We start from the raw sequence: 24,099 nt of genomic DNA on the forward strand, positions 1-24,099 counted from the left end.
TGAAAGACTAGGTAAATCCGCCGTTTAGTTTTATAACTTATGATATATACTTGAATAGATAAGAGTTGCGAGATCCAATTGGACTCATGAATAAAAAGGACATGCAGATGAGCGAGCAGCGTAACGTCGCAGAAAATATTGCCGAGGATGAAGTTCTACAATGGGTAACTTTTCAGTTGGAAAGTGAGACCTATGGTATTAACGTGATGCAGGTACAAGAAGTATTACGTTATACAGAAATAGCGCCGGTGCCAGGAGCGCCAAACTATGTTTTAGGCATTATCAACTTGCGTGGTAATGTGGTCACGGTGATCGATACGCGTTCCCGGTTTGGTTTGCCTTCATCAGATATTACCGAAAATTCACGGATCGTGATTATAGAAGCTGAATCACAAGTCATCGGGATTTTAGTGGATAGTGTTGCTGAGGTGGTTTACTTACGTTCTTCTGAAATAGATGCCGCACCAAACGTGGGTACTGAAGAGAGCGCGAAGTTCATTCAAGGTGTTAGTAATCGGGATGGACAGTTATTAATTTTGGTTGATCTCAATAAGCTGCTTTCTGATGAAGAGTGGGATGAAGTAAGCTCAATATAAATGGATTGGATTAATCTTGTTGCGTTATTGGTTATGTTGCTTGGCCTTGTGGGTGTTTACTGGTTAACACACAAGGCTAATCGACATATAGATTCCAGTGAAGCCAAAATGGCGAGTTTGGAACTGGTTATTAAAAATTTGTTAAGTAAGCATCGAGCCGCTGAAAAAGAGCTGCAAGAGTTACACGTAGCCAATGCTTCTTTAGTTCAAGAATTAGAACGTCAGGCTGAGCAAGTCGAGCAAGCGTTTATTCGTAGCGCTCAAATTGAGTCACAAGATCCTGACAGCAAGTTGTACACCCGTGCCGTCAAATTGGTCGAGTTAGGCGCTGATTTAGAAGAGGTGATGCGCGAATGTGAATTACCTAAAGCCGAGGCTGAACTTCTATTAAGTCTACGGAATAAAATGAAAGAGCCTGTAAATTAAATTGTGTAATTGCTTATAATTAGGCCTGAACAGGCTAAGGATAAGCAACATGGATAAGAAAGCTCTCGAAGCATTTGCTCGTGAAGCCGCTAAGTCAATCAAGACCCCTTCAGATCTAGATGACTTTCGTAAAATGTTAACCAAGGTGACTGTTGAGACAGCGTTAAATGCTGAGCTTGATGACCACCTCGGTTATCAGAAACACGCTGAAAAGCCCGATAAGAATAGTCGTAATGGTTATTCATCCAAGACCTTGATCACCGACGATGGTGAGATTGAACTGGATGTACCTCGAGACCGAGATGCCTCGTTTGAACCGAAGCTTGTTCGTAAGCATCAAACTCGATTTCAATCGATGGATGACAAGATATTAAGCCTTTACGCCAAAGGCATGACAACTCGTGAAATCGTCGCTACGTTCAAAGAAATGTACGATGCTGATGTCTCTGCAAGCCTCATATCTAAAGTTACCGACTCAGTTCTAGAGCAGGTTGTTGAATGGCAATCACGGCCACTGGATGTAGTCTATCCCATCGTCTACCTTGATTGCATCGTGGTGAAAATCCGCCAAAACAAACAGGTCGTCAATAAGGCGATTTACTTGGCTCTGGGCGTAAATATCGAAGGTCAGAAAGAACTTTTGGGGATGTGGATATCTGAAACGGAAGGTGCGAAGTTCTGGCTCAGCGTTCTCACTGAACTCCAGACTCGAGGTATCAACGACATTCTTATCGCTTGTGTTGATGGCTTGAAGGGCTTTCCAGATGCTATTAACGCCGTATTCCCAAAAACCCAAATACAGCTCTGTATCGTCCACATGGTGCGCAATTCAATGAAGTATGTCCCTTGGAAAGACTACAAGGCTGTAACGGCAGATCTCAAAGGTATTTACCAGTCGAATACCGAGGAAGAAGCGCTTCTGGCCCTCGAACAATTTGGTGACCAGTGGGATGATAAATACCCACAGATAAGCCGCTCTTGGACAGCGCATTGGGATAATTTAAATACATTGTTCAGCTACCCTCAGGACATTCGTAAAGCCATTTACACGACGAATGCGATAGAGTCCTTGAACAGTGTGATACGCAAAGCGACAAAGAAGCGTAAGCTATTCCCCACGGATGAATCAGCGAGGAAAGTTGTCTATCTTGCAATTATGGATGCATCGAAACGCTGGTCGATGCCAATAAGAAACTGGCGACAGGCTCTCAATCGCTTTATGATTATGTTTGAAGACCGACTTACTGATTACTTGTAACCCAAAGCAGTTACACAGAATTATTTACAGGGTCAAATGAAAGGGCAAGCAAGCTAGCCTTGCCTTCTCTTCTCTCTGAACCACTGCACTTGCCAAGCCCCGTTTGCTGTTTGTTCCACAAAATCCTATTATCATGATTGAGTCAGAGTCGCTACAATGCTCGTTTAAAGTAGACTAAATGGTAGGTCTTCGGAACTGAATTGAGTGGTATTTGATTCAGCTAAATTAATTGTTCAGGGCAAGGTTGTTGTATTGTCCTGCGTTGTTGCTGCATGAATCTGCTATTTTATATGTTCTTATTGTAATCGGTAGGGGGGCTGCTGTAGTTGTTTTAGCTTGATTGGTTTTTCTTTGTATTTTGGACTGTTATCTCGATCTGCTTATCTTTTACATCTATTTTCTGAGTCAGTTGTCAGTTGTTCTTAATTACAGCCTTATGCGCTCGAGCTCCTAGTCGGCGGCCATGATCTATACACGAACGGCCGACCATATTCGATTGCTTCTGTATTTTGCGGAATGGTGTTTATTTCATCGTTGCTGGTCCGACTGAATATCTATTTTTATTTGGCTTTACTTTGATGGAACATCTCCTTAACATATTCGTTATTTCAATTGCTTGCCTAGATTTACGATCTAGCTGTGATACCATCCCGACACTTATTATATCAAGACACATTTGAATGCTGGAAGCTATTGGACTTTGCTGTGTTAGAGAAGAGCGCGTTCTTTTTGACAATTTATCGTTTACCTTAAACGCTGGCGATATCCTGCAGGTAGCGGGTCCCAACGGTGCGGGGAAAACTAGTTTATTACGTTTGCTTGCAGGTTTGTCTCGTCCTGAGCAGGGAGAGATCCATTGGCAAGGGCAGAGCATTAATCAAATCTCTGATAGCTTTCATCAACACTGCCTGTATCTGGGGCATCATGTTGGGGTAAAGGCAGAGTTAAGTGCCGTAGAAAACCTACAGTTTTATTTGGGGTTGGCGGGTCAGTCCATGTCATTGGGGCAGCTATACGACTTGTTGGCTCGAGTCGGTTTAGCGGGTTTGGAAGATGAACCAACAGCACACTTGTCGGCTGGACAGCAGCGCCGAGTTGGATTGGCTAGGTTATGGCTTGTGGAACGTCAATTATGGATCCTAGATGAGCCCTTTACCGCAATCGATAAGCAAGGTGTTACTTATTTAGAAGCCGTACTGAAGCAACATGCAGAGGCCGGCGGAATGATATTGCTCACGACGCATCAAACTTTAAATATCGATAGTGCCCATTATCGCGTGTTAAACATTGAGCCTGCTTATGAGGAAATTGTTTAATGCGGGTTTTTGTGAGTGTTGTTAAACGTGAGTTGTTAGCTGCATTTAGACAAAAGTCAGAAGTTGTCAATCCGTTATGGTTTATTTTGATTGTGATAACTTTGTTTCCTATTGCCGTTGGGCCAGAGCCGCAGTTATTGGCGAAAATTGCGCCTGGAATTTTATGGGTAGCGGCTTTACTCTCCTCATTATTGTCTTTAGAGCGCTTATTTCGAGATGATTATGCCGATGGCTCATTAGAACAGATGTTGTTGAGTGGCTCGTCTTTAGCGTTGATCGCTTTAGCAAAAACAGTGGCGCATTGGATGATTACAGGCTTACCTATTTTACTGCTATCACCGCTGCTTGCAGTTTTGTTATCCCTAGAATGGCAAAGTTTTAAGGCTACATTCTATACCTTATTATTAGGAACCCCTGTACTGAGTTTAATTGGTGCAGTGGGTGTAGCCTTAACAGTGGGCTTGCGTAAAGGTGGTGTATTGCTGAGCCTATTAGTTTTACCTTTGTATATTCCTATATTGATTTTTGCGACTTCTGCGATTGAAGCCGCATCATTAAACTTGCCCTATACGGGCCATTTAGCGATTATGGGTGCGATTAGCTTATTGGCGCTCACTTTGGCTCCCTTCGCTACCGCCGCGGCATTAAGAGTTAGCGTTAACTAAATATAATAATAAATTATTGTCAGAGAGTACTTACCCTAATGTGGAAATGGTTACATCCTTATGCAAAACCGCAAGCCAGCTATGAACTTGCTGGAAAATTTGTACCTTGGTTGAGTGTATTGGCCCTTATTAGTTTTGTGGTGGGCTTAATTTGGGGCTTGGCCTTTGCGCCCGCCGACTATCAGCAAGGCGATAGTTTCAGAATTATTTATATTCATGTTCCTTCGGCAATATTATCGATGGCGGCTTATTCGTCGATGGCAATTGCCGCTTTTATCGGCTTGGTGTGGCAAATTAAACAAGCTGATATTTATGTGGCTGCAGTCGCTCCTGTTGGCGCTGTCCTTACCTTTGTTGCTCTATTTACTGGGGCTGCTTGGGGGAAACCAATGTGGGGGGCATGGTGGGTATGGGACGCTCGTTTAACCTCTGAGTTGATTTTGTTGTTTTTGTACTTAGGTGTCATCGCCCTATACAACGCATTTTCGGATAAAGTTATGGCTGGCAGAGCCGCTGGGATCTTGAGTCTAGTGGGCGTTATTAATTTGCCAATCATTCACTATTCTGTGGAATGGTGGAATACCCTACATCAAGGGGCCACGATTACCAAGTTCGCGAAACCGTCGATTGATTCTCAAATGTTATGGCCCTTATTGCTGAACATATTTGCTTTTGGGTTTTTCTTGGTTGCGGTCAGTTTGGTTCGCTTTAGAACCGAGCTGTTAAGGCGAGAACGCCGCCGCCCTTGGGTACAACAACTTCTTATCAAGCCAGATCAACGGGAGGGTTAATATGATGCAATTTGATTCAGTCGCTGATTTTTTTGCGATGGGTGGTTACGCGTATTACGTATGGCTGGCCTATGGCGTGAGTGCTCTCGCCATGGGAGCGTTGGTCATCGATAGTTTGATTAAACGAAGAGCGATTATTAAATCGGTGACGCATTATTCGGTGCGGCGAAAACGGGTACAAGCAGCGAAAGAGATGAGCGAGCACTTATGAATCCTAGACGTAAAAAACGCTTAACCATTGTTATCTCTATTGTGTTGGGTTTAGGGGCATCCATTGGTTTGTTGCTTTATGCACTGGCGCAAAATATCGACTTGTTTTATACCCCCACAGAATTAGTTAAGGGGAAAGGTCCACAGGCACTTAAACCGGAACTGGGTCAGAGATTGCGGATTGGTGGTTTGGTATTGCCTGGCACTGTTGAGCGTTCTGCAACAAGTTTACAAGTGAGCTTTAAACTGAGTGATGCCGGCGGTGAGATTGTGATTGTTAATTACGAAGGTATTTTGCCGGATCTATTTCGCGAGGGGCAGGGAATTGTCGCGCAAGGTGTATTGACCGCAGCTAACACCGTGTCGGCCTTCGAAGTATTGGCTAAACATGATGAAGAATACATGCCGCCCGAGGTTGCCGAATCTTTGATTGGAATGGAACATTTTAAACCTGAATATACTGAAGCCCAATTGCAGGGCTCTGCTCACTAGAGATATCTATTATGATTCCAGAACTTGGACATTATGCGTTGATCCTAGCGGTCACATTGGCCATTTTACAAAGTGTTTACCCTTTGTGGGGGGCTAGTAAAAATAGTGTTTTGCTGATGCAGTCGGCAAGACCTTTAGCTTTGGCCCAATTTGCTTTTGTTGGATTGTCGTTTGCGATTTTGAGTTATGCCTTCGCGGTCAATGATTTTTCAGTCGCTTATGTCGCGAATAACTCAAATAGCCATTTACCTCTATATTTTCGTTTATCTGCGGTTTGGGGAGCTCACGAAGGCTCCCTATTGCTTTGGGCACTCATTTTATCTGCTTGGGGAGCAGCGGTTGCATTATTTAGTCGAAGCTTGCCGCTAGATGCTGTGGCGCGAGTGGTCGCGGTGATGGGGATGATATCGGTCGGTTTCTATTTATTCATTTTACTTACTTCAAATCCCTTCGAGCGCACGCTGCCGTTTTTCCCAGTTGATGGTCACGATCTTAATCCATTGTTGCAAGATGTCGGATTAATCTTCCATCCCCCGCTATTGTATATGGGGTATGTGGGCTTCTCGGTGGCCTTTGCTTTCGCTATTGCGGCCTTAATCTCAGGACGTTTAGATTCAACTTGGGCTCGTTGGTCTCGTCCTTGGACAATGGCTGCTTGGGTATTTCTTACTGTCGGTATTGCGCTCGGTAGCTGGTGGGCGTATTACGAGTTAGGTTGGGGTGGTTGGTGGTTCTGGGATCCAGTTGAAAATGCTTCTTTTATGCCGTGGTTGGTAGGAACTGCTTTGTTGCATTCTTTGGCGGCAAGTGAAAAGCGTGGGGTGTTTAAAGCGTGGACGGTGCTATTAGCGATTTCAGCTTTTTCTTTAAGTTTACTGGGCACCTTTCTGGTTCGCTCCGGTGTATTGGTGTCGGTACATGCATTTGCTAGCGATCCGGCCAGAGGACTATTTATTTTGGCCTTTCTGCTGGTGGTTGTGGGCGGTTCGCTATTGCTGTTCGCGCTGCGTGCTTCAAAGGTTAAGAGCCGTGGATCTTATCGTCTGTTCTCGCGAGAAACTTTTCTGCTGGTCAACAATGTATTGTTGGTGGCTGGCTTGGTTGTCGTGTTACTTGGCACTTTATTGCCGTTGATCCATAAGGAAATTGGCTTAGGAAGCATTTCGATTGGTGCCGCTTTCTTTAACCGAATGTTTAGCTGGATGATCGTTCCCTTTGCCGTTGCTTTGGGGATTGGCCCATTGCTGCGTTGGAAGCATCAAGATCCTCGGTCATTAAAAAAGCCCTTAGTTTGGCTTGCTCTGGTGAGCCTGTTATTGCCAGCCATACTGATGTTCATTATGGCACCGCAGTTCTATGCGCTGGCATACATGGCCTTAGTACTGGCGATTTGGATCATCACATGTACCGCTTTAGAAGTCTATTTACGGGCAACCCATCGTCATCGTTTTTCTAAGGGCTTGAGTACCTTAAGTCGCTCTCATTGGGCGATGGTATTAGGACATATAGGCTTAGCTGTATCGATCATTGGTATTTCGATGACCAGTCATTACAGTATTGAGCGAGATTTGCGTTTAGAGGCAGGGGACTCGGTGACTTTTGCCGCTTATCGTTTTCACTTCAAGCGTGTGGAACCCTTACAGGGGCCGAATTATCAGGGGCATGTGGCAATTATTGACGTTTATAAAGGCGCTGACTTGAGTACCACCTTACGTGCCGAGAAACGCTTTTATCGAGTACAGCGAAATATGATGACCGAGGCAGCTATCGACGCTGGTTTATGGCGTGATTTATACGCAGCCATGGGCGAGCAATTACCCGGTGGCGCTTGGGCGGTCCGTTTATACTATAAGCCATTTATTCGCTGGATATGGTTTGGAGCGCTGATTATGGCGATCGGTGGATTGTTTGCCATGAGCGATAAACGTTATCGTTTTAAGGTGAAGCGAACACACCACAAAGATACGCTTGCTCATGAAACAAAAGCTTATGTGGAAGGTGTTTAAATGAATAAGCGATTATTTTATTTTCTACTGCCTTTGTTACTTTTTTTGTTAGTCACCATATTTTTATATCGTGGCTTATATAGTGATGCAACAAAATTGGAATCGGTATTGGTGGGGAAACCTGTGCCAGTTTTTACCCTACAAGATCTTTATCAACAAGATAAGCAGCATAGTGCTGATATTTTTAAAGGACAACCGTTGCTACTCAATGTGTGGGCGACTTGGTGTCCGACTTGTCGCGCTGAACATGCTTTTCTGAATAGCTTATCCGAACAAGGGGTGAAAATCGTAGGTCTTAATTATAAAGATGACCAACAAAAAGCCATTGATTGGTTAACTCAGCTTGGTAATCCCTATCAAATTAATCTATTTGATGGAAAAGGACTACTTGCCTTAGATTTGGGCGTATATGGGGCTCCCGAAACTTATTTCATCGATAGTCAAGGTATCATTCGGTATCGCCATGTTGGTGATGTAAATGCTCGTAACTGGCAGCAGGAATTAGGCGCTATATACAGTCGCTTGGAGTAATGACGATGAGATTAAGGCAAGCCTTTCATCTTATATTATTGGTAATGCTGCCGCAGTTTGCGATGGCGGCGATTGAGGTCCATGAGTTTGACTCTGTACAGCAAGAAACCTTGTTTAGAGAGTTGACTCAAGAGCTTCGTTGTCCAAAGTGTCAGAATAACAATATTGCTGATTCAAATGCGGGCTTGGCGCAAGATCTGCGAGAGAAAACCTACCAGATGGTCAAAGCGGGTCGCTCTAAACAACAAGTCTTGGATTATATGGTGGCCCGTTATGGTAATTTTGTGCGTTATGATCCTCCGTTGACTCCCGCGGTTCTGCTGTTATGGTTGGCACCAGCTTTTATTATTATTTTTGGCTGTTTCACTATATGGCGTTTAGCTAGGCGCAAACCAGCCCCAGTCGTTGATTTAGATGAACAAGAACAAAAGCGATTAGCTGAGCTAATTAAACAAACGGAGCGAGAGTCAGAATGATAGTTTTTTGGTTAGCTGTAGTGGCTTTAACCTTACTTGCCTTGGCCGCAGTGGTTTTACCACTCTGGTTGCGCCGCCAGCAAGCATCACTTACCCAAACCGATTTAAATAAAGCATTGTATAAAGATCGGCTGTTAGAAATCGAGCAAGAAAATCAGCAGGGCTTAGCGGATGATCGTGAACAGCTGGTGACGGAGCTACAACACAATCTGTTAGACGATATTCCTGAAAGTTCGCTTAAAGCAGAAACTCGTTATTCAGCTTGGGTATTGTTAGTCAGTTTGGTCTTCGTTGCCACAGTTCCTGTGGGACTCTATTATTATTTGGGGAGTGCGAAACAAGTTCAACATTGGCAATCGATCATCCAGCAAATGCCAGAATTGAGTAATAAGGTGTTGTTAGCTCAAGGTGGACCGGTTAGTGAGCAGGAACTCACCGATTTTGCTTTGGGTTTACGAACCAAGCTTTATCAAGATCCGAATGATAGCCGAGGTTGGTTTTTATTGGCGAAGGTAGGCCAAGCAATGAATCGTTTGGATGTGATGACCGATGCGGCTGAAAAAGCCTACGCGCTAGATGCCGATAGTCCCAATGTGTTAGTCGTTTATCTTCAGTCATTGTTTTATAGTGGTGATGCGATGGCAAAGGCTCGAGCCCAGCGTTTGTTGGTGGCGGCTTTACAGAAAATGCCAAATCAACTGGAATTGTGGTCATTATATTCTTTTTTAGCAGTCGAGCAGCAACAGTACTCATTGGCGATCGAGCGTTGGCAAAAAATGCTAAGCCTCGTTGATTCTGGTTCAGAACGCGCTCAAATGTTGAATAAAAATATTCAATTTGCCCAAGCGCAAATTGCTCAGCAGAGCCAAGCGCAAGCGCAACAGCAATCATCTTTATCAATAGAAACTCCCACCTCAGAGCCAAACTACAGCGTGACGGTGAACCTGCAAGATGGTTTAGTCGCACCAGAATCGAGTTTCTTATTTGTGTTCGCAAAGGCTGTGAATGGGCCGCCAATGCCATTAGCCGCCAAGAGAATTGCCCACCCTAAGTTCCCATTAACCGTTACACTTTCAGATAAAGATAGTATGATGGAAGGCTTGAAATTATCACAACAAGCTGAATTCTATATAACCGCTAGATTGTCTTACGATAATAATGCACAGACAACCACTGGTGATTGGGAAGGGAAGTCGTCAACGATTTCCCAAGGCAGTGATTTACCTATTTCTTTATTAATTAATACTCCCTTGTAGTTTTGTAGGTGTATTGTCAGTATTTAAAGTTTGCGCTATTAAGCGATTGAACTTAATGACATAATAAATGGCTGCTGAAAGGCAGCTTTAATTTTTGTATGATTGGATTGCGTTAAACAAGAGCACTTTGTTTGTTAAGTTCTATAGTTGTAACGTTACCAAGGAAGGAGCATTCAGTGCTACGTCATGTTGTATTTGCGTTTTTGACGTTTACCGCGATTTTTTCAACTGCTTTATCGGCAGCGGAACAAGGTGAGCCAGTTACCGGTTTTTCTGATCCTTTTGAAGGGTTTAATCGCAGCATGTGGGAGTTTAACTACAATTATCTAGATAAACCCATCTATCGCCCGGTCACTCATGTGTATGCTGATTATGTGCCCTTTGGTTTGCGTGAAGCCTTAAACAATGTGATCCGAAATTTGGAAGAGCCCGCTAGTTTTGCAAACAATTTATTGCAAGGAAAAGTTGAGCGTGCCTCGAATAATTTAGTTCGATTTTTGTTTAATTCCAGTTTTGGGATATTTGGAATTTTTGATCTGATGGGACGTTCAGGAGCCAAGCGAGACATCGAAGAGTTTGGTGATGTAATGGGCTTTTATGGCGTCCCTGAAGGGCCATTTGTCATGATACCGGTATTAGGACCGACGACCGTGCGTAAAGAGGTGGGGGACTGGGTTGATGCCTTTGCTTCTCCGTTGTCTAACTTAAGTTATGCGGAGCAAGCGGTAAAATGGGGTTTAGATGGACTGTATAAACGGGCTTCAGTGATTGAACAAGAACCGCTACTAGACAACTCTCTTGATAGTTACACCTTTATCAAAGACGCTTATCTACAATACCGACTATATCGTTTTTATAATGGTAAGCCTCCGACTCAGTCGAAACAGGATATCGATTCCGCCCTTGAAGGCTATTTAGATGAAATCGAAGGTTACTAAAAGCGATTGGATTTTTGTTGGAATGGCCTTTGCTCGGCCCTTGGTCTAGGTTCATTTTGATCTGAATTGTGAGCGTTTTGCTCACAATTTAGGGCGATATAAGAGCTTTTATTGCTATAAAAATAAAGCCTGATAAATAAATTTACCTATAACATTAATCGCGATGATTATGCCTAATGGAGTCACAGTTCTCATTTTACTGAGCTATGCTTATTGAAGCAAAGCTCGGTTCTGCTGTATCGCAAACCCTCAATCTCCTCGCTTAAGGTTATGTTTCAGTTAGTTTTTGGTTGTTTTTATTTTTTGTAAGCAAGCTAGCGTTCTCGAGTTATTACTTATATAGTCAAGCTGTTAAGCCTTAAAATACGTTATTAACTTATTAATAAATAAGGAAAAAGGTTGTCGATTAATGCCTCAGCATGATGAGAATCCACTTTATGGAATTTCTATATTAGTTGTAGAGGACGAACCTGTGTTTCGTCAGCAACTGCTTGCCTTCTTGACTCAGCAGGGTGCTTTAGTATGCACTGTTGAAGATGGTTATGAGGCCTTGCAAGCGATTGCTCAGCAGTCTTATCAACTGATATTGATGGATCTACAAATGCCGAGGATGAACGGGCTTGAGTTGTTGGAACATCTTGATAGTTTTCCGGGAATTATTATTGTTATTTCTGGAAAAAGTAGCATGGCCGATTTACGTAAAGTATTACAACTCGGTGCCAGTGATTTTTTGGTGAAACCATTAATCGACTTTAGAGAATTAACGCATACGATTCTTTCTAGTTTATCGATGCTGGAGCAACAAGATTCACAAATGGAATTTGCTGAATTTAGTGAGCATAAGGCACATTTTAAGGCGAATGATTCGCAAGCAAGCTTGGTTTTAAGAGAAATGTTGCCCAAAACCACGCAAGAAATTGTGGGTTTCTTTTGTCATTATCGTCTAAAAGGACAAACTTTATTTCCGCTTATCAAGCAAATCGATCAACATCATGTTGGTTTTTTAGTGGTAGATATTTGTTTGTTGGGCGACGAAGGGGTTATTGCTGCAGTCATTATTAACGGTTTCTTTCAAGATATGTGGAACCGTTTCTTAGTGAATGATCGCTCAGCTCTGCAACCCAGTATGGCATTAAGTACTTTAAATAAGATTATTAAAGCTGCCGATTTAAGAGCTTCTGTGGGCTGCTTGTACGGCATTATCGCCCATGATAATGTGCACTTTGCTAATGCTGGTCTACTTGATGCCCCCTCGCCATTTGATGCTGCTCATCCAGGTTTGGCTTTAGGCTTGAATGTTGATGCGCATTATCAAGAAGGGGCGGCAAAGCTGTCAGATATTGGGTTTAGCCTACGATTTAGAAACCTAGCCGAAGACCATATTAATTTAAAATTATTTCCGGTGACTTAATTTACCTTGGACGATCTTATAAGGGGGCTCGAACCGCAATCTAGACCGAGCTTGACGGTTAAATAGTCTTTTGAAACATCCAGTATTGAAACTAACCCAAATTGCTTGATCTCCTCTTTTGTAACGCGCCATGCGGTCGTATTGCACTTCTCGGCAAGGATTCAGTTTTTATTTAGTCTATAATTTTTGCTTTCAATGAAAGGTTACAGCGCAAATGCTGTCTCTAAGGGCATGGCAAAATAAATGAATACATTGCTTGTGAAAGAGGTTAATTAGACGTCATAACAACGAACCGGCATCCTTCATGCCATCATCACTATTTCAGTATGTGCTTCTGCTATTCTTTGTTTGTTGCTGTACTCAATCTGTCAAAATCAGTAGTATTGCAGCCATTTAGACGAATCAGGGTAAAGGCGTAGCATGAACAGAAAAGGTATTATCTTAGCGGGAGGCTCGGGAACTCGACTTCACCCGCTTACCAAAGTGATTAGTAAGCAATTAATGCCTGTTTATGATAAACCCATGATCTATTATCCGGTCTCAACACTATTGCTTGCGGGGATACGAGATATATTGATTATTTCAACGCCGGAAGAGTTACCTCGCTTTAAAGAATTGCTGGGTAGTGGTCGTCAGTGGGGCGTGCGGTTTGAATATGTCGAGCAGCCTTCACCGGATGGCTTGGCACAAGCATTTATTTTAGCGGAAGATTTTCTCGATGGCGCTCCCGCTTGTTTAGTGCTGGGTGACAATATATTTTATGGGCATGACTTAATTAAGTCTTTGAGAAAAGCTAATCAGCATAAAACTGGTGCAAGTGTATTTGGTTATCATGTTACCGATCCTGAGCGTTACGGTGTGGTTGAGTTCGATGATTCGGGGAAAGCGATTTCTATCGAAGAGAAACCAAGCACTCCTAAATCTAATTATGCGGTCACAGGTCTATATTTTTATGATGAGAAAGTGGTTGAGTTGGCAAAGACCATTCAGCCTTCTGCTCGTGGCGAACTAGAAATTACCGACTTAAATAATCTCTATCTTCAACGAAATGAGTTGAGCGTTGAATTAATGGGGCGTGGCAGTGCTTGGTTAGATACTGGTACACACGACTCTTTACTGGAAGCGTCTCAGTTCATTTCGGTGTTAGAAAAGCGCCAAGGATTAAAGGTTTGCTGCCCTGAAGAAATAGCCTATCGGCAGGGTTTTATTGATATTCAGCAATTAAAAGCGCTCGCCGAACCGATGTTAAAAAATGGTTATGGGCAATACTTGATGAACCTAGCAAACGACTAAGCATGTAGCCAAGAGATGGTCAAATGAAATTTATTGAAACAGTAATCCCTGATGTGAAAATTATAGAACCAAGTGTATTTGGTGATGAACGTGGTTTTTTTATGGAAACTTTTCGTCAAACGCTTTTTTCTGAATTTTGTACTCAGCAAGCTTTAGTGCAAGACAATCACTCCAAATCTAAACAAGGAATATTGCGGGGTTTACATTATCAAACCGAACATACCCAAGGAAAGTTAGTGCGGGTGGTCAGCGGTGAAGTGTTTGATGTAGCCGTTGATATGCGAGCCAATTCAGCTACGCTTGGTCAATGGATTGGCGTGATATTATCCGCCGAGAATAAACGCCAGTTATGGGTTCCCGAAGGATTTTCCCACGGCTTTTATGTGGTGAGTGCGGAAGCAGAGTTTGTTTACAAATGTACTGATTATTATGATCCCAGCTCTGAAGTGTCAGTGGCTTGGGATGACCCTGATATTGGTATACAGTGGCCTCTCGTGAATGGTTTAGCGCCATCTTTATCAGCGAAGGACCAACAGGCCATTCAATTTGTCGATGCGCCTCGTTTATAAATCAATTTACATGTCGTTTTGTGAGTAAATAATGAAAGTACTAGTTACCGGGAAAGGTGGCCAATTAGCTTGGGAATTACAGCAAGCTAAGCCTGAAGGCGTAGAGTTATTTAGCCTTGGCATTGATGAGCTGGACATTACTGATCAGTCAGCGGTTGAGCTGGCATTCGCAACAATTAAACCTAATGTTGTGATCAATGCTGCGGCTTATACCGCAGTTGACTTGGCCGAGTCACATCAAGATATTGCTTACGCAGTTAACCAACAGGGGCCTCGATTTATTGCCCAAAGTTGTAAGAAAACAAACGCTTATTTACTACATGTTTCAACCGACTTTGTTTTTTCGGGTGATAAGGCGACGCCTTACTCGGTGGACGCTGTGGCTAAACCTCTTAATGTATATGGCGCATCTAAGTTAGCGGGTGATTTAGCTGTGGCAGAGGTGCTTGCGGATCAGGCCTTGATCGTACGCACTGCATGGGTGTACTCAGTGCATGGTAATAATTTTGTGAAAGGCATGATCAAGCTGATGGAAAGCAAGTCAGAACTAGGGATTATTTACGATCAAGTCGGCACGCCAACTTGGGCCAAGGGACTTGCCTTGTGGTTATGGACCATGGTAGCGAAATTGAATAAAGATGAAAACACTGCTGGAGCTTATCAGTTGGCGGGTACAGCTAAAGGGCAAGTTTCTACTTTTCATTGGACTGATGCCGGGCTTGCGTCTTGGTATGATTTTGCGATCGCGATTCAGGAGTTAGGGCTTGAAAAAGGTTTACTTAGTCAGGCGATCCCCATTAAGGCGATCCCCGCCAGTGCTTATCCTTTACCCGCAGTTCGCCCCTCATTTACGGTACTCAACAAAATCACAGCCGAGCAGGCTTCAGGTATAGAGACCATACATTGGCGTAAGCAATTAAGCCTCATGATGGATCAATTAGTTTAAGTATCAGAAGTATTAATCATAGATTTAGAGAAACGATTACAGTTGGATATTATGAATTCAAGAAAAATGTTGGTGACGGGTGGCGCTGGTTTTATTGGTGCTAACTTTGTGCACTATTGGTTGGTAAATCATCCTGGCGACAAAATCGTCGTATTAGATGCACTTACCTATGCAGGTAATCGCGCTAGCCTTAAACCAGTTGAAACGGATCCGAATTTTAACTTTGTACAGGGTGATATTTGCGATACGGCATTGGTTGAGTCGTTGTTGAAAGAGCATCAATTAAATACAATTGTGCATTTTGCGGCTGAATCACACGTCGATCGCTCAATTACTGGGCCGGATGCCTTTATCGAAACCAATATTATTGGCAGTTATAGTTTGCTTAAAGCCGCAAAAAAGGTATGGATAGATGAGCCTAAAAGCCAAGGTTTAGAGACCATCCCACATCGTTTTCACCATGTCAGCACTGATGAAGTATATGGCACTCTTGGGCCCAGCGATCCAGCTTTTACTGAAGAGACTCAATACGCACCAAATTCCCCTTATTCAGCCAGTAAGGCAGCTAGCGACCATTTGGTACGCGCTTATCACCATACTTACGGTTTACAGGTAACCACCTCAAACTGCTCAAATAATTATGGCCCTTATCATTTTCCTGAGAAATTAATTCCGCTAATCATTACCAATATCTTAAACAATAAGCCTTTACCTGTTTATGGCGATGGCCAGCAGATCCGTGACTGGTTGTATGTCGAAGATCATGCCAGAGGTATCGATTTGGTGTTGAACAAAGGGCGAGTAGGCGAAAACTATAACATCGGGGGCCACAACGAATGGGCTAATATAGAGATCGTGAAGTTGGTGTGCCAATTGTTAAATCAACGATTTAGCCAAAACCCAATTTTAGCTGTTCAATATCCGCAGGCTACGGCAGCCATCGCAAACAAGGCAGAAAGTTTAATTACTTTTGTTGAAGACCGAGCAGGGCATGATCAGCGCTATGCTATCGACGCTAAGAAAACTCAACAAGAATTAGCTTATGTACCTCAAGTTTCTTTTGAACAAGGAATCGATCTAACCATTGATTGGTATCTCAATGCTCAAGATTGGCTAAAGACATTGTAGTTATCTTTATTGAACCGAGAGTTCTGAATGAAATGGAACTCTCATTTGCAATTTCTGTTAGAGACAAATTTGATTTATTACGGTGATGGTATTTGCTTTGTGGTGAGAGTAAATACCGTATATGTTGCTCATCAATGAGTTAGACCTAACACACTTAACTCGGTTTCTTTATCGCCACTTCCTATCACGAATTTCTAGCTTCAGTCACCAATACTCAGTTTTAGTCTTAATTTTTAAGCGATTGCGGCACTATAAACCAGAAAGAACTCCACCGATTGTATTTATTTGCTCTAAACTAAAAAGCAATCGACAGTATGTAAAATAACCTGTCGATTGCTTAGAATTCGAAGTTATTAAAAGTAGCATAATGTTATAGCAGCGTTGCTAGTAGTTGTTAGTCACATAAGTTAATCTGATTCTGTTTTATATTCTATAACGATATAACGAACTAAGAGCTAAAGACTAAATGGAAAATTATAACTTAACTCATCTAAAAGCATTAGAAGCTGAGAGCATCCATATCATTCGCGAAGTCGCGGCTGAATTTGATAAGCCGGTGATGCTTTATTCTGTGGGTAAAGACTCTGCGGTAATGCTTCATTTAGCGCGCAAAGCTTTCTTCCCAGGCAAAATTCCCTTTCCTTTATTACATGTCGATACTAACTGGAAATTCAAAGAAATGATCCAGTTTAGAGACCAAATGGCCAAAAAATATGGCTTTGAGTTATTGGTTTTCAAAAATCCCGAAGGGCTAGAAATGGGGATCAACCCATTTGTGCATGGCAGCGCGGTTCATACCGATATCATGAAAACTCAGGGACTTAAAAAAGCCTTAGATCAATATCAGTTTGATGCCGCTTTTGGTGGTGCGCGTCGCGACGAAGAAAAATCTCGGGCAAAAGAGCGGGTTTATTCTTTCCGCGATAAAAATCACCGTTGGGATCCTAAGTCACAACGCCCCGAGTTATGGAATAGCTATAACTCAAAAGTAAATAAAGGGGAGAGTATTCGAGTATTTCCTTTATCTAACTGGACAGAGTTAGATATTTGGCAATATATCTACCTCGAAAATATCGATATCGTTCCGCTTTATTTAGCGGCTAAACGTCCGGTAGTGGAACGTGACGGTACCCTGATTATGGTTGATGATGAGCGTATGCCTGTCGAAGAGGGTGATATTCAACATAAGATGGTGCGTTTTAGAACGCTAGGCTGTTACCCCTTAACTGGTGCAGTAGAGTCAGAGGCCGATACCTTGCAAGATGTGATTCAAGAGATGCTGTTAACTAAAACTTCCGAGCGTCAGGGCAGAGTGATCGATCATGACAGCGCGGGCTCAATGGAAAAGAAAAAGATGGAAGGTTATTTTTAGCACTTGGAGACCAACCAAGCGTGATAGAAAAACTAAACCAAACAGTAGCTTGCGAGCATCGAACGACGAATATCAGAGTATTCCGTTAATATATAAATATTTTTTTGAGCTGTAAGATGCCCCGTGCTGACAGCTCGAAGTGAGGGAACCATGTCACACCAGTCAGATTTAATTGCTTCAGATATTGAAGAATATTTACAACAACATGAACAAAAGCAACTACTACGCTTATTAACTTGCGGCAGTGTAGATGACGGTAAGAGTACCTTGATTGGGCGCTTGTTACATGATTCAAAAATGATTTTTGAAGATCAATTGGCCAGTATTAAAAATGACTCGAAACGATTTAATACCACCGATGGAGAGTTTGATTTAGCACTACTGGTTGATGGTTTGCAATCAGAGCGAGAGCAAGGCATTACAATTGATGTTGCCTATCGTTATTTCTCAACGGATAAACGTAAGTTTATTATTGCCGATACCCCAGGGCATGAACAATATACCCGCAATATGGCCACTGGCGCCTCGAATTGTGAATTGGCGATCGTGATGATTGACGCACGCTACGGCGTGCAGGTTCAAACGCGGCGCCATAGTTTTATCGTTTCGTCTTTAGGTATTAAACAGGTTGTTGTTGCAATTAATAAAATGGATCTGGTTGATTTTTCTGAACAGCGATATGAAGAAATTAAAGCAGAGTATCAACAATTCGCTGAAAATCTAAAAATCGAGAACATTAAGTTTGTGCCAATTTCGGCGCTCAATGGAGACAACGTTGTCGAGCGCAGCGAGCAAAGTGCTTGGTATCATGGTGAAACTTTAATGGGCATGCTAGAAAGTGCGCCGATTAGCTCTGGTTTAAATTTCGACGATTTCCGTTTTCCCGTGCAATATGTCAATCGGCCAAATTTAGATTTTCGTGGCTTTTGCGGCACCATTAGTTCCGGTGTTGTGCGTAAGGGGGATGAAGTTACGTCATTGCCTTCGGGGAAAGTTTCCAAAGTGAAGAGCATCGTTACCTTTGATGGTGAGCTAGATGAAGCATACGCGCCGATGGCGGTAACGCTCACTTTAGAGGATGAAATTGATGCCAGCCGTGGAAATATGCTGGTTCATAGCAATAACAAGCCATGGGTTGCAAGCAGTGCCGAAGCAATGATCGTTTGGATGGCAGACGATCCTTTAATTGCCAATAAGCAATATGATTTTAAACTAGCAAGCAAAACGACCTCGGGTTCAATTGCGCAAATTGAGCACCAAATTGATGTGAATACACTGGAAGAAAAACCCGCAGTGCGCTTAGCTTTAAACGAGATCGGTGTTTGCCAAGTGCAGTTTAGTCAGCAGGTCGCATTTGACGCTTACAGTCGCGCGCATGGTACTGGTTCATTTATTATCATTGACCGAATTAGCAATGTGACCGTAGGCGCGGGGATGATCCAAGCCAAGGGCAAGCTTGAAGAACAAACGGTAAACAGTGAGTTTTCAGCTTTTGAAATCGAACTTAATGCGCTGGTTCGTAAGCATTTCCCTCATTGGGATGCGAAAGACCTTCGCGAATTGTTAAAATAATGTCGATACAAGCAATTCTAGTGCTAGTTATTTTTACTGGCACTATTGCTGCTCTGATTCGGTATCAGCAATATCCGGCTAAAATATTTGGCGGGGTTATGTTGATATTGTTTATATTAAACTTAGTTAGTTCTGAGCAAATATTGGCCAATATCGCAAATCAAGGATTGATGACGCTGGTATTGCTGATGCTTTGTTCGATCGCCTTAGAAAAAACCCGCTTATTACGCTTATTAGCGGCCTCGATTATTAAGCCTTCGTTGCGGGCAACTTGGTTGCGTCTTTTTGCAAGCACTGTGCTGTCGTCGGCTGCGCTCAATAATACTGCTGTGGTGGCTACGTTGTTGGCGCCGATCCGTAATAACCCGTACCATAGCGCTAGTAAGTTGCTGTTGCCTCTGTCTTATGCGGCGATATTAGGTGGAACTTTGACCCTCATCGGTACCTCTACCAATTTAATCGTGAACAGCTTATTACTTGAAAGCACCGGCCAAGAACTCGGATTTTTTGATTTTACATTGATTGGCCTCGCGGCTGTGGTTTGTTGCGGACTTACCTTGGCATTTTTCTCTCGTTATTTACCCGATCATCAGCGTGAGGTCGATAGTTATCAAAGCTATTTTATCGATGCCAAGATCCAACAGGACTCGGGTCTCATTGGTAAAAGTGTCGAAGATAACGGCTTAAGGCACCTCGAATCATTATTTTTGGTGGAAATCGTCCGTCAAGGGAAGTTGATTAGCCCCGTTTCTCCCAGTGAAGTGCTTAGTCAAAATGATCGTTTAATATTTAGTGGTGATGTCACCAAAGTCATGCAATTAAATCAATTCTCGGGATTACAAACTTTCGCGGATTCAAATGGTTTGTTGGGGACCAATTTAACCGAAGTCGTGATTCGGCCTGAAAGTATTTTGGTGGGTAAAAGCCTTAAAAGAATGGGGTTTCGGGCGCTATTTGATGCAGCTGTCGTGGCAATCAAGCGTGACGGCGAACAAGTGTCTGGAAAGCTTGGAGAGTTAGTCTTGCAAGCGGGTGATTTTTTAGTACTTGCTGTAGGAGACGATTTTAAATCTCGGAGCAACTTAACTAAGAATTTTATTGTAGTTAGCGGTGTTGAACCAGATACACGGCTTAATGGTTGGTCTGAGCTGATCGCGATTGCTGGCTTTGCTATCGCCGTCATCTCCGCGGCAGTTGGTGTACTGAGCCTATTTAAGGCGATGGTATTGCTGCTGGGTGGTTTATTGTTTTTTCGTTGCTTAACCCCAAGTGAGATAGTTCGACGTTTTCCTAAAGACATCTGGCTGATCGTCGCTTCTGCGCTTACTTTGTCACAAGCTTTATATAATGTTGGTCTGGTCTCTTTACTTACCGAAAGTTTTGGTCAAATCTTAAGCCCTCAGTGGGTGATGGTGACCTTAATCATTATGTACTTATTAACCTGGTTGTTTACGGAATTAGTCACCAATAATGCAGCTGCTGCTTTGATGTTTCCGGTGGCCTATGGTGTAGCAAATGCAATTGGTGCAAATCCAATGACCTTTATTATGACCGTTGCCTTTGCCGCCAGCGCTAGCTTTGTGAGCCCTTATGGTTATCAAACGAATCTCATGGTATATAACGCCGGGCGATACAACTTAAAAGATTTTGTAAAACTGGGCTTACCGGTGGCGATTGTATACGCAGTCGTGGTGATTGGCTTAGTTCCATTATTGTTTCCTTTACACTAGCAGAAGAGTGCAAAGAACTTTAGTGGATAATAAGTCATCCAAATTACAAGCTATCGCTGACTTGAGCTATTTACAGTTCGAATTTTTATTTAATATTTTTTGAGGTTGTTATGAACAATAAAAGTGAAAATGTAGTTTGGCATCATCACAGTGTAAGCCGAGATTTACGGATCACTCAAAAGGGACATAAGCCTTGTGTGCTTTGGTTTACCGGTTTAAGTGGCTCGGGTAAATCTACAGTTGCAAATGAGGTCGATTATTTATTACATCAGCGAGGTGTTCATACTTATGTGCTCGATGGTGATAATGTTCGCCATGGACTAAATGGTGACTTAGGGTTTTCAGATAAAGACCGTGTAGAAAATATTCGCCGTATTGGTGAAGTTGCCAAGCTTTTTGTCGATGCAGGGATGGTGGTTTCAACTGCGTTCATTTCGCCGTTTAAAGCAGACCGAAGTATGGTTCGTAAGCAGCTAACGGAAGGTGAGTTTTTTGAAGTGTTTATTGATACACCTATCGAAGTCTGTGAGACGCGTGATCCAAAAGGTTTATATAAGAAGGCTCGTGCAGGAGAGATAAAAAACTTTACTGGAATTAGTTCTGCCTATGAGGCTCCGGAACAAGCCGATGTACATGTGAAAACCGAGGGTAAAACGGTTGAAGAATGTGCCGCGGTGGTCATCCAAGCCTTGCTAAAAGCAGGTATCATCGACTAGGGCGTTGAATTTGCTTGAACTCCAAATAAGCAATTAATGAACTATATTTTGTTCGCGTGTCGAAGTGCTGACTCAAGTAGAGGTTGTTGTGCGATATATCGATATTTTTAACGGTGATGCCGATGGTATCTTGGCTTTGTTGCAATTGCGCTTAGCCGAGCCTCGGCAAAGTTTGTTAGTCACAGGGGTGAAGCGAGATAACCAGTTAGCTGTGAAACCACAATATGAAGAAGGGGATGTGGTCACCGTTCTTGACTTATCTTTAGAAAAAAATATTGATGGGGTGAATCGTGCACTTAAGGCCGGTGCGAGAGTGCATTACGTTGACCACCATCGGCCTGGAAATATTCCGGAGCATGAGTTGTTAACCACCCAAATAGATACTAGCGTTGATGTCTGTACTGCGTTATTAATCGACAAGCAGCTCAATGGTCGTTTTCATTTGTGGGCGATTACTGCTGCCTATGGAGATAATTTACTTGAGGTGGCTGAGGGCTTGGCTGTCGCCCAAGGTTTAAGTCTTCAACAGAGAACGCAATTAAAAGACTTAGGTGTACTGATTAATTATAATAGTTACGGGCACTCTATTGCTGATTTGCATATTGCACCAGCAGCGCTGTATCAAGCTTTATTGGCTTATTACTCTCCTTTTGATGCGATAGCTGACCTAAGCTCGCCATATCATCGTCTAAGAATTGCCTATGCTGAGGATATGCAAAAAGCACAACTCGCCGAAGTTTATTATAAGAGTGATATCTTAAAAGTCGTTAAATTGCCTGACCAAGCATGGGCGAGACGGGTAAGTGGTGTGTTAGGAAATGATTTGGCCAACAGTGACCCTGAGCGGGCTCATATCGTACTCAGTCAGAGCTGCAGCGGTGATTTTATGGTGAGCCTACGGGCACCCAAAAATAATAAACAGGGTGCAAGTCAAATATGTAGCACATTTAAAACAGGTGGCGGCAGAGAAGCCGCTGCGGGTATTAATTGCTTACCAGCTGACAATATAGAGGCGTTACTTTCCGTGACGGAACAGTTTTATGCTAGCTCAAGCGGTGAATAATTAGGCGAATTACTTATTTGTTATTCACACATTCACTAAAAATAAGTTTGAGGCTTAAATATATTTAATGAATTTGTAAATAGTAAGTTTGCCTTTAAAAATACTGAGGCTCCATAACTATTTGATTTAATTGTCTATATCTGTTTTCTTTAGGCATTAGCTCAGCTTTTATTGATATTTATCGACGGTCTGCTTTACTTTATCCCTCAATTCAGTGTGATATACTTCCCGCGATTTCAATTTGAGTTTAGGGAACGTTCTCTGTGATGTGTTTTAAAAAAACGCTTTGTTTAGTTGTTGTTAGTGTTAGCTTTTTTTGTAGCTCAATGGCAAATGCTAGCTACTATGGCGGCGCGATATTGAGTTATTCTTCGGCTGAATATACTGCCTCAGCAGGGGCGGAGAATGCAGACGGTAACCCGTTTGTTTTACAAGCTCAAGTTGGACGATTTTTTAATGATTATATCGCCTTAGAAGGTCGTTATGGTTTATCTACTGGGCGTTCTGATGGTATATCAATCGATAGTTTAGCTTCTATATTGGTAAGAGCGAATCTGCCAGTATCAGAGCAAACGGCCATGTATGCACTGGTGGGGGCTTCCTCGGCTAAACTAAACCAGCAAAATGTTGGCAGTAGTACCGAAAGCGGTACCAGTTTTGGCTTAGGCGTGCATTACGCGTTTGACTCTTCGCGCGCGATGACGATTGAGTATCTCAGTAGTTTGAATAAAGATAAAACTAAGGTCGCAGGGCTAAGCTTAGCCTTTCAGTACCGCTTCTAAACTTTCGATATGAATCAGCTACAAGCTACTTGGTACCTACTTTATTGCAAAGCGGGTCAAGAGGCTCGCGCACAATTGCACCTCGCTAATCAAGCTTACGTTTCCTATTGTCCTTATATCTGTGTAGAGCGAATTAATAAAGGAAAACTTAGACACAAACAAGAAGCGCTATTTCCTAACTATTTGTTTGTGCAACTGAATGAAGAAAGCAATTTTAACGCTGTACGCTCAACTCGAGGCGTGATTGATTTTGTTAAGGTTGGCCGAAACTATCAAGTGGTTGCTGATGACATAATTGCTCAAATAAAAAGTAGTGAGCACGCCCACAGTCAGCCAACGATTGAGCAGGTATATCAGCCAGGGATGAAAGTAGCTGTTCAGCAAGGTGCTTTTCAATCACTTGAGGCAATTTATCAGCGAGCCGATGGTTTAGAGCGCTCGGTAATTTTGGTTCGTTTATTGAATCAGCAAGCGTCCTTAGTTGTTAACAATAGAGATATTTGTCTCACCTGTTAATTTTATGTTGCAAAAGTATAACCAAGCATGGATGGCGAAT

At 42.7% G+C, this 24,099-nt stretch carries 25 protein-coding genes; all 25 read left to right on the top strand.

All coding sequences use genetic code 11. The annotated features are described in order from the left end of the window. The first annotated feature begins 107 nt into the window (after positions 1 to 107). Entirely contained in the window at positions 108 to 596 is a 489-nt protein-coding gene (locus ACRRS1_RS08505) for a chemotaxis protein CheW (protein ID WP_432453599.1), read from the top strand. Next, a complete protein-coding gene (locus ACRRS1_RS08510; protein ID WP_432468020.1) occupies positions 597 to 1,022 on the top strand; it encodes a DUF2802 domain-containing protein in 426 nt (141 codons plus the stop codon). A gap of 49 nt (positions 1,023 to 1,071) precedes the next feature. After that, the gene (locus ACRRS1_RS08515; protein ID WP_432467449.1) at positions 1,072 to 2,280 is read left to right on the top strand and encodes an IS256 family transposase; all 1,209 of its coding nucleotides are present in this window, start codon (positions 1,072 to 1,074) and stop codon (positions 2,278 to 2,280) included. Between the two features lie 680 nt (positions 2,281 to 2,960). After that, positions 2,961 to 3,596 carry a cytochrome c biogenesis heme-transporting ATPase CcmA gene (ccmA, locus tag ACRRS1_RS08520; RefSeq protein ID WP_432462950.1) on the top strand — a complete coding sequence of 212 codons (636 nt, stop codon included), beginning with the start codon at positions 2,961 to 2,963 and terminating at the stop codon, positions 3,594 to 3,596. Beyond that, entirely contained in the window at positions 3,596 to 4,261 is a 666-nt protein-coding gene (gene ccmB / locus ACRRS1_RS08525) for a heme exporter protein CcmB (protein WP_432453596.1), read from the top strand. The genes ccmA and ccmB overlap by 1 nt, the downstream gene beginning before the upstream one ends. Before the next feature lie 38 nt (positions 4,262 to 4,299). Next, the gene (locus ACRRS1_RS08530; RefSeq protein WP_432453595.1) at positions 4,300 to 5,052 is read left to right on the top strand and encodes a heme ABC transporter permease; all 753 of its coding nucleotides are present in this window, start codon (positions 4,300 to 4,302) and stop codon (positions 5,050 to 5,052) included. Between the two features lies 1 nt (position 5,053). After that, positions 5,054 to 5,263, top strand: coding sequence for a heme exporter protein CcmD (gene ccmD, locus ACRRS1_RS08535; protein ID WP_432453594.1), 210 nt, complete (start codon positions 5,054 to 5,056; stop codon positions 5,261 to 5,263). After that, a complete protein-coding gene (gene ccmE, locus ACRRS1_RS08540; protein ID WP_432462951.1) occupies positions 5,260 to 5,754 on the top strand; it encodes a cytochrome c maturation protein CcmE in 495 nt (164 codons plus the stop codon). The genes ccmD and ccmE overlap by 4 nt, the downstream gene beginning before the upstream one ends. Positions 5,755 to 5,765: 11 nt before the next feature. Beyond that, positions 5,766 to 7,760, top strand: coding sequence for a heme lyase CcmF/NrfE family subunit (locus ACRRS1_RS08545; protein ID WP_432468019.1), 1,995 nt, complete (start codon positions 5,766 to 5,768; stop codon positions 7,758 to 7,760). After that, on the top strand, positions 7,761 to 8,291 hold the full coding sequence (locus tag ACRRS1_RS08550; RefSeq protein WP_432468018.1) for a DsbE family thiol:disulfide interchange protein: 531 nt from the start codon (positions 7,761 to 7,763) through the stop codon (positions 8,289 to 8,291). Between the two features lie 5 nt (positions 8,292 to 8,296). Beyond that, on the top strand, positions 8,297 to 8,767 hold the full coding sequence (locus tag ACRRS1_RS08555; protein ID WP_432462953.1) for a cytochrome c-type biogenesis protein: 471 nt from the start codon (positions 8,297 to 8,299) through the stop codon (positions 8,765 to 8,767). Further along, positions 8,764 to 10,023, top strand: coding sequence for a c-type cytochrome biogenesis protein CcmI (ccmI, locus tag ACRRS1_RS08560; RefSeq protein ID WP_432468017.1), 1,260 nt, complete (start codon positions 8,764 to 8,766; stop codon positions 10,021 to 10,023). The genes ACRRS1_RS08555 and ccmI overlap by 4 nt, the downstream gene beginning before the upstream one ends. Positions 10,024 to 10,199: 176 nt before the next feature. Continuing rightward, positions 10,200 to 10,961: an MlaA family lipoprotein gene (locus ACRRS1_RS08565; RefSeq protein ID WP_432462955.1), complete on the top strand. Its 762-nt coding sequence runs from the start codon at positions 10,200 to 10,202 to the stop codon at positions 10,959 to 10,961. Between the two features lie 409 nt (positions 10,962 to 11,370). Beyond that, on the top strand, positions 11,371 to 12,372 hold the full coding sequence (locus tag ACRRS1_RS08570; protein WP_432468016.1) for a response regulator: 1,002 nt from the start codon (positions 11,371 to 11,373) through the stop codon (positions 12,370 to 12,372). A gap of 420 nt (positions 12,373 to 12,792) precedes the next feature. Further along, positions 12,793 to 13,665, top strand: coding sequence for a glucose-1-phosphate thymidylyltransferase RfbA (gene rfbA / locus ACRRS1_RS08575; RefSeq protein ID WP_432453586.1), 873 nt, complete (start codon positions 12,793 to 12,795; stop codon positions 13,663 to 13,665). A gap of 23 nt (positions 13,666 to 13,688) precedes the next feature. Beyond that, positions 13,689 to 14,234: a dTDP-4-dehydrorhamnose 3,5-epimerase gene (gene rfbC / locus ACRRS1_RS08580; RefSeq protein ID WP_432468015.1), complete on the top strand. Its 546-nt coding sequence runs from the start codon at positions 13,689 to 13,691 to the stop codon at positions 14,232 to 14,234. A gap of 31 nt (positions 14,235 to 14,265) precedes the next feature. Then, entirely contained in the window at positions 14,266 to 15,180 is a 915-nt protein-coding gene (rfbD, locus tag ACRRS1_RS08585; RefSeq protein ID WP_432468014.1) for a dTDP-4-dehydrorhamnose reductase, read from the top strand. Between the two features lie 51 nt (positions 15,181 to 15,231). Further along, positions 15,232 to 16,308, top strand: a complete 1,077-nt coding sequence (gene rfbB, locus ACRRS1_RS08590; protein WP_432453583.1) for a dTDP-glucose 4,6-dehydratase — start codon at positions 15,232 to 15,234, stop codon at positions 16,306 to 16,308. Between the two features lie 466 nt (positions 16,309 to 16,774). After that, the gene (gene cysD / locus ACRRS1_RS08595; protein WP_432453582.1) at positions 16,775 to 17,680 is read left to right on the top strand and encodes a sulfate adenylyltransferase subunit CysD; all 906 of its coding nucleotides are present in this window, start codon (positions 16,775 to 16,777) and stop codon (positions 17,678 to 17,680) included. 150 nt (positions 17,681 to 17,830) lie between these two features. Beyond that, positions 17,831 to 19,252 carry a sulfate adenylyltransferase subunit CysN gene (cysN, locus tag ACRRS1_RS08600; protein WP_432453581.1) on the top strand — a complete coding sequence of 474 codons (1,422 nt, stop codon included), beginning with the start codon at positions 17,831 to 17,833 and terminating at the stop codon, positions 19,250 to 19,252. Next, complete coding sequence (locus tag ACRRS1_RS08605; RefSeq protein WP_432453580.1) at positions 19,252 to 20,982, top strand: SLC13 family permease; 1,731 nt, start codon at positions 19,252 to 19,254, stop codon at positions 20,980 to 20,982. The genes cysN and ACRRS1_RS08605 overlap by 1 nt, the downstream gene beginning before the upstream one ends. Before the next feature lie 110 nt (positions 20,983 to 21,092). Further along, entirely contained in the window at positions 21,093 to 21,698 is a 606-nt protein-coding gene (gene cysC / locus ACRRS1_RS08610) for an adenylyl-sulfate kinase (protein WP_432453579.1), read from the top strand. Between the two features lie 88 nt (positions 21,699 to 21,786). Beyond that, entirely contained in the window at positions 21,787 to 22,761 is a 975-nt protein-coding gene (locus tag ACRRS1_RS08615) for a DHH family phosphoesterase (RefSeq protein WP_432468013.1), read from the top strand. 326 nt (positions 22,762 to 23,087) lie between these two features. Further along, positions 23,088 to 23,543 (top strand): outer membrane beta-barrel protein, encoded by a 456-nt coding sequence (locus ACRRS1_RS08620; RefSeq protein ID WP_432453577.1) that lies wholly within the window; start codon positions 23,088 to 23,090, stop codon positions 23,541 to 23,543. Between the two features lie 9 nt (positions 23,544 to 23,552). Next, complete coding sequence (gene rfaH / locus ACRRS1_RS08625; RefSeq protein WP_432453576.1) at positions 23,553 to 24,059, top strand: transcription/translation regulatory transformer protein RfaH; 507 nt, start codon at positions 23,553 to 23,555, stop codon at positions 24,057 to 24,059. The last annotated feature ends 40 nt before the right edge of the window (positions 24,060 to 24,099 follow it).

Source organism: Agarivorans sp. Z349TD_8 (assembly GCF_050870825.2).
GTDB lineage: Bacteria > Pseudomonadota > Gammaproteobacteria > Enterobacterales > Celerinatantimonadaceae > Agarivorans.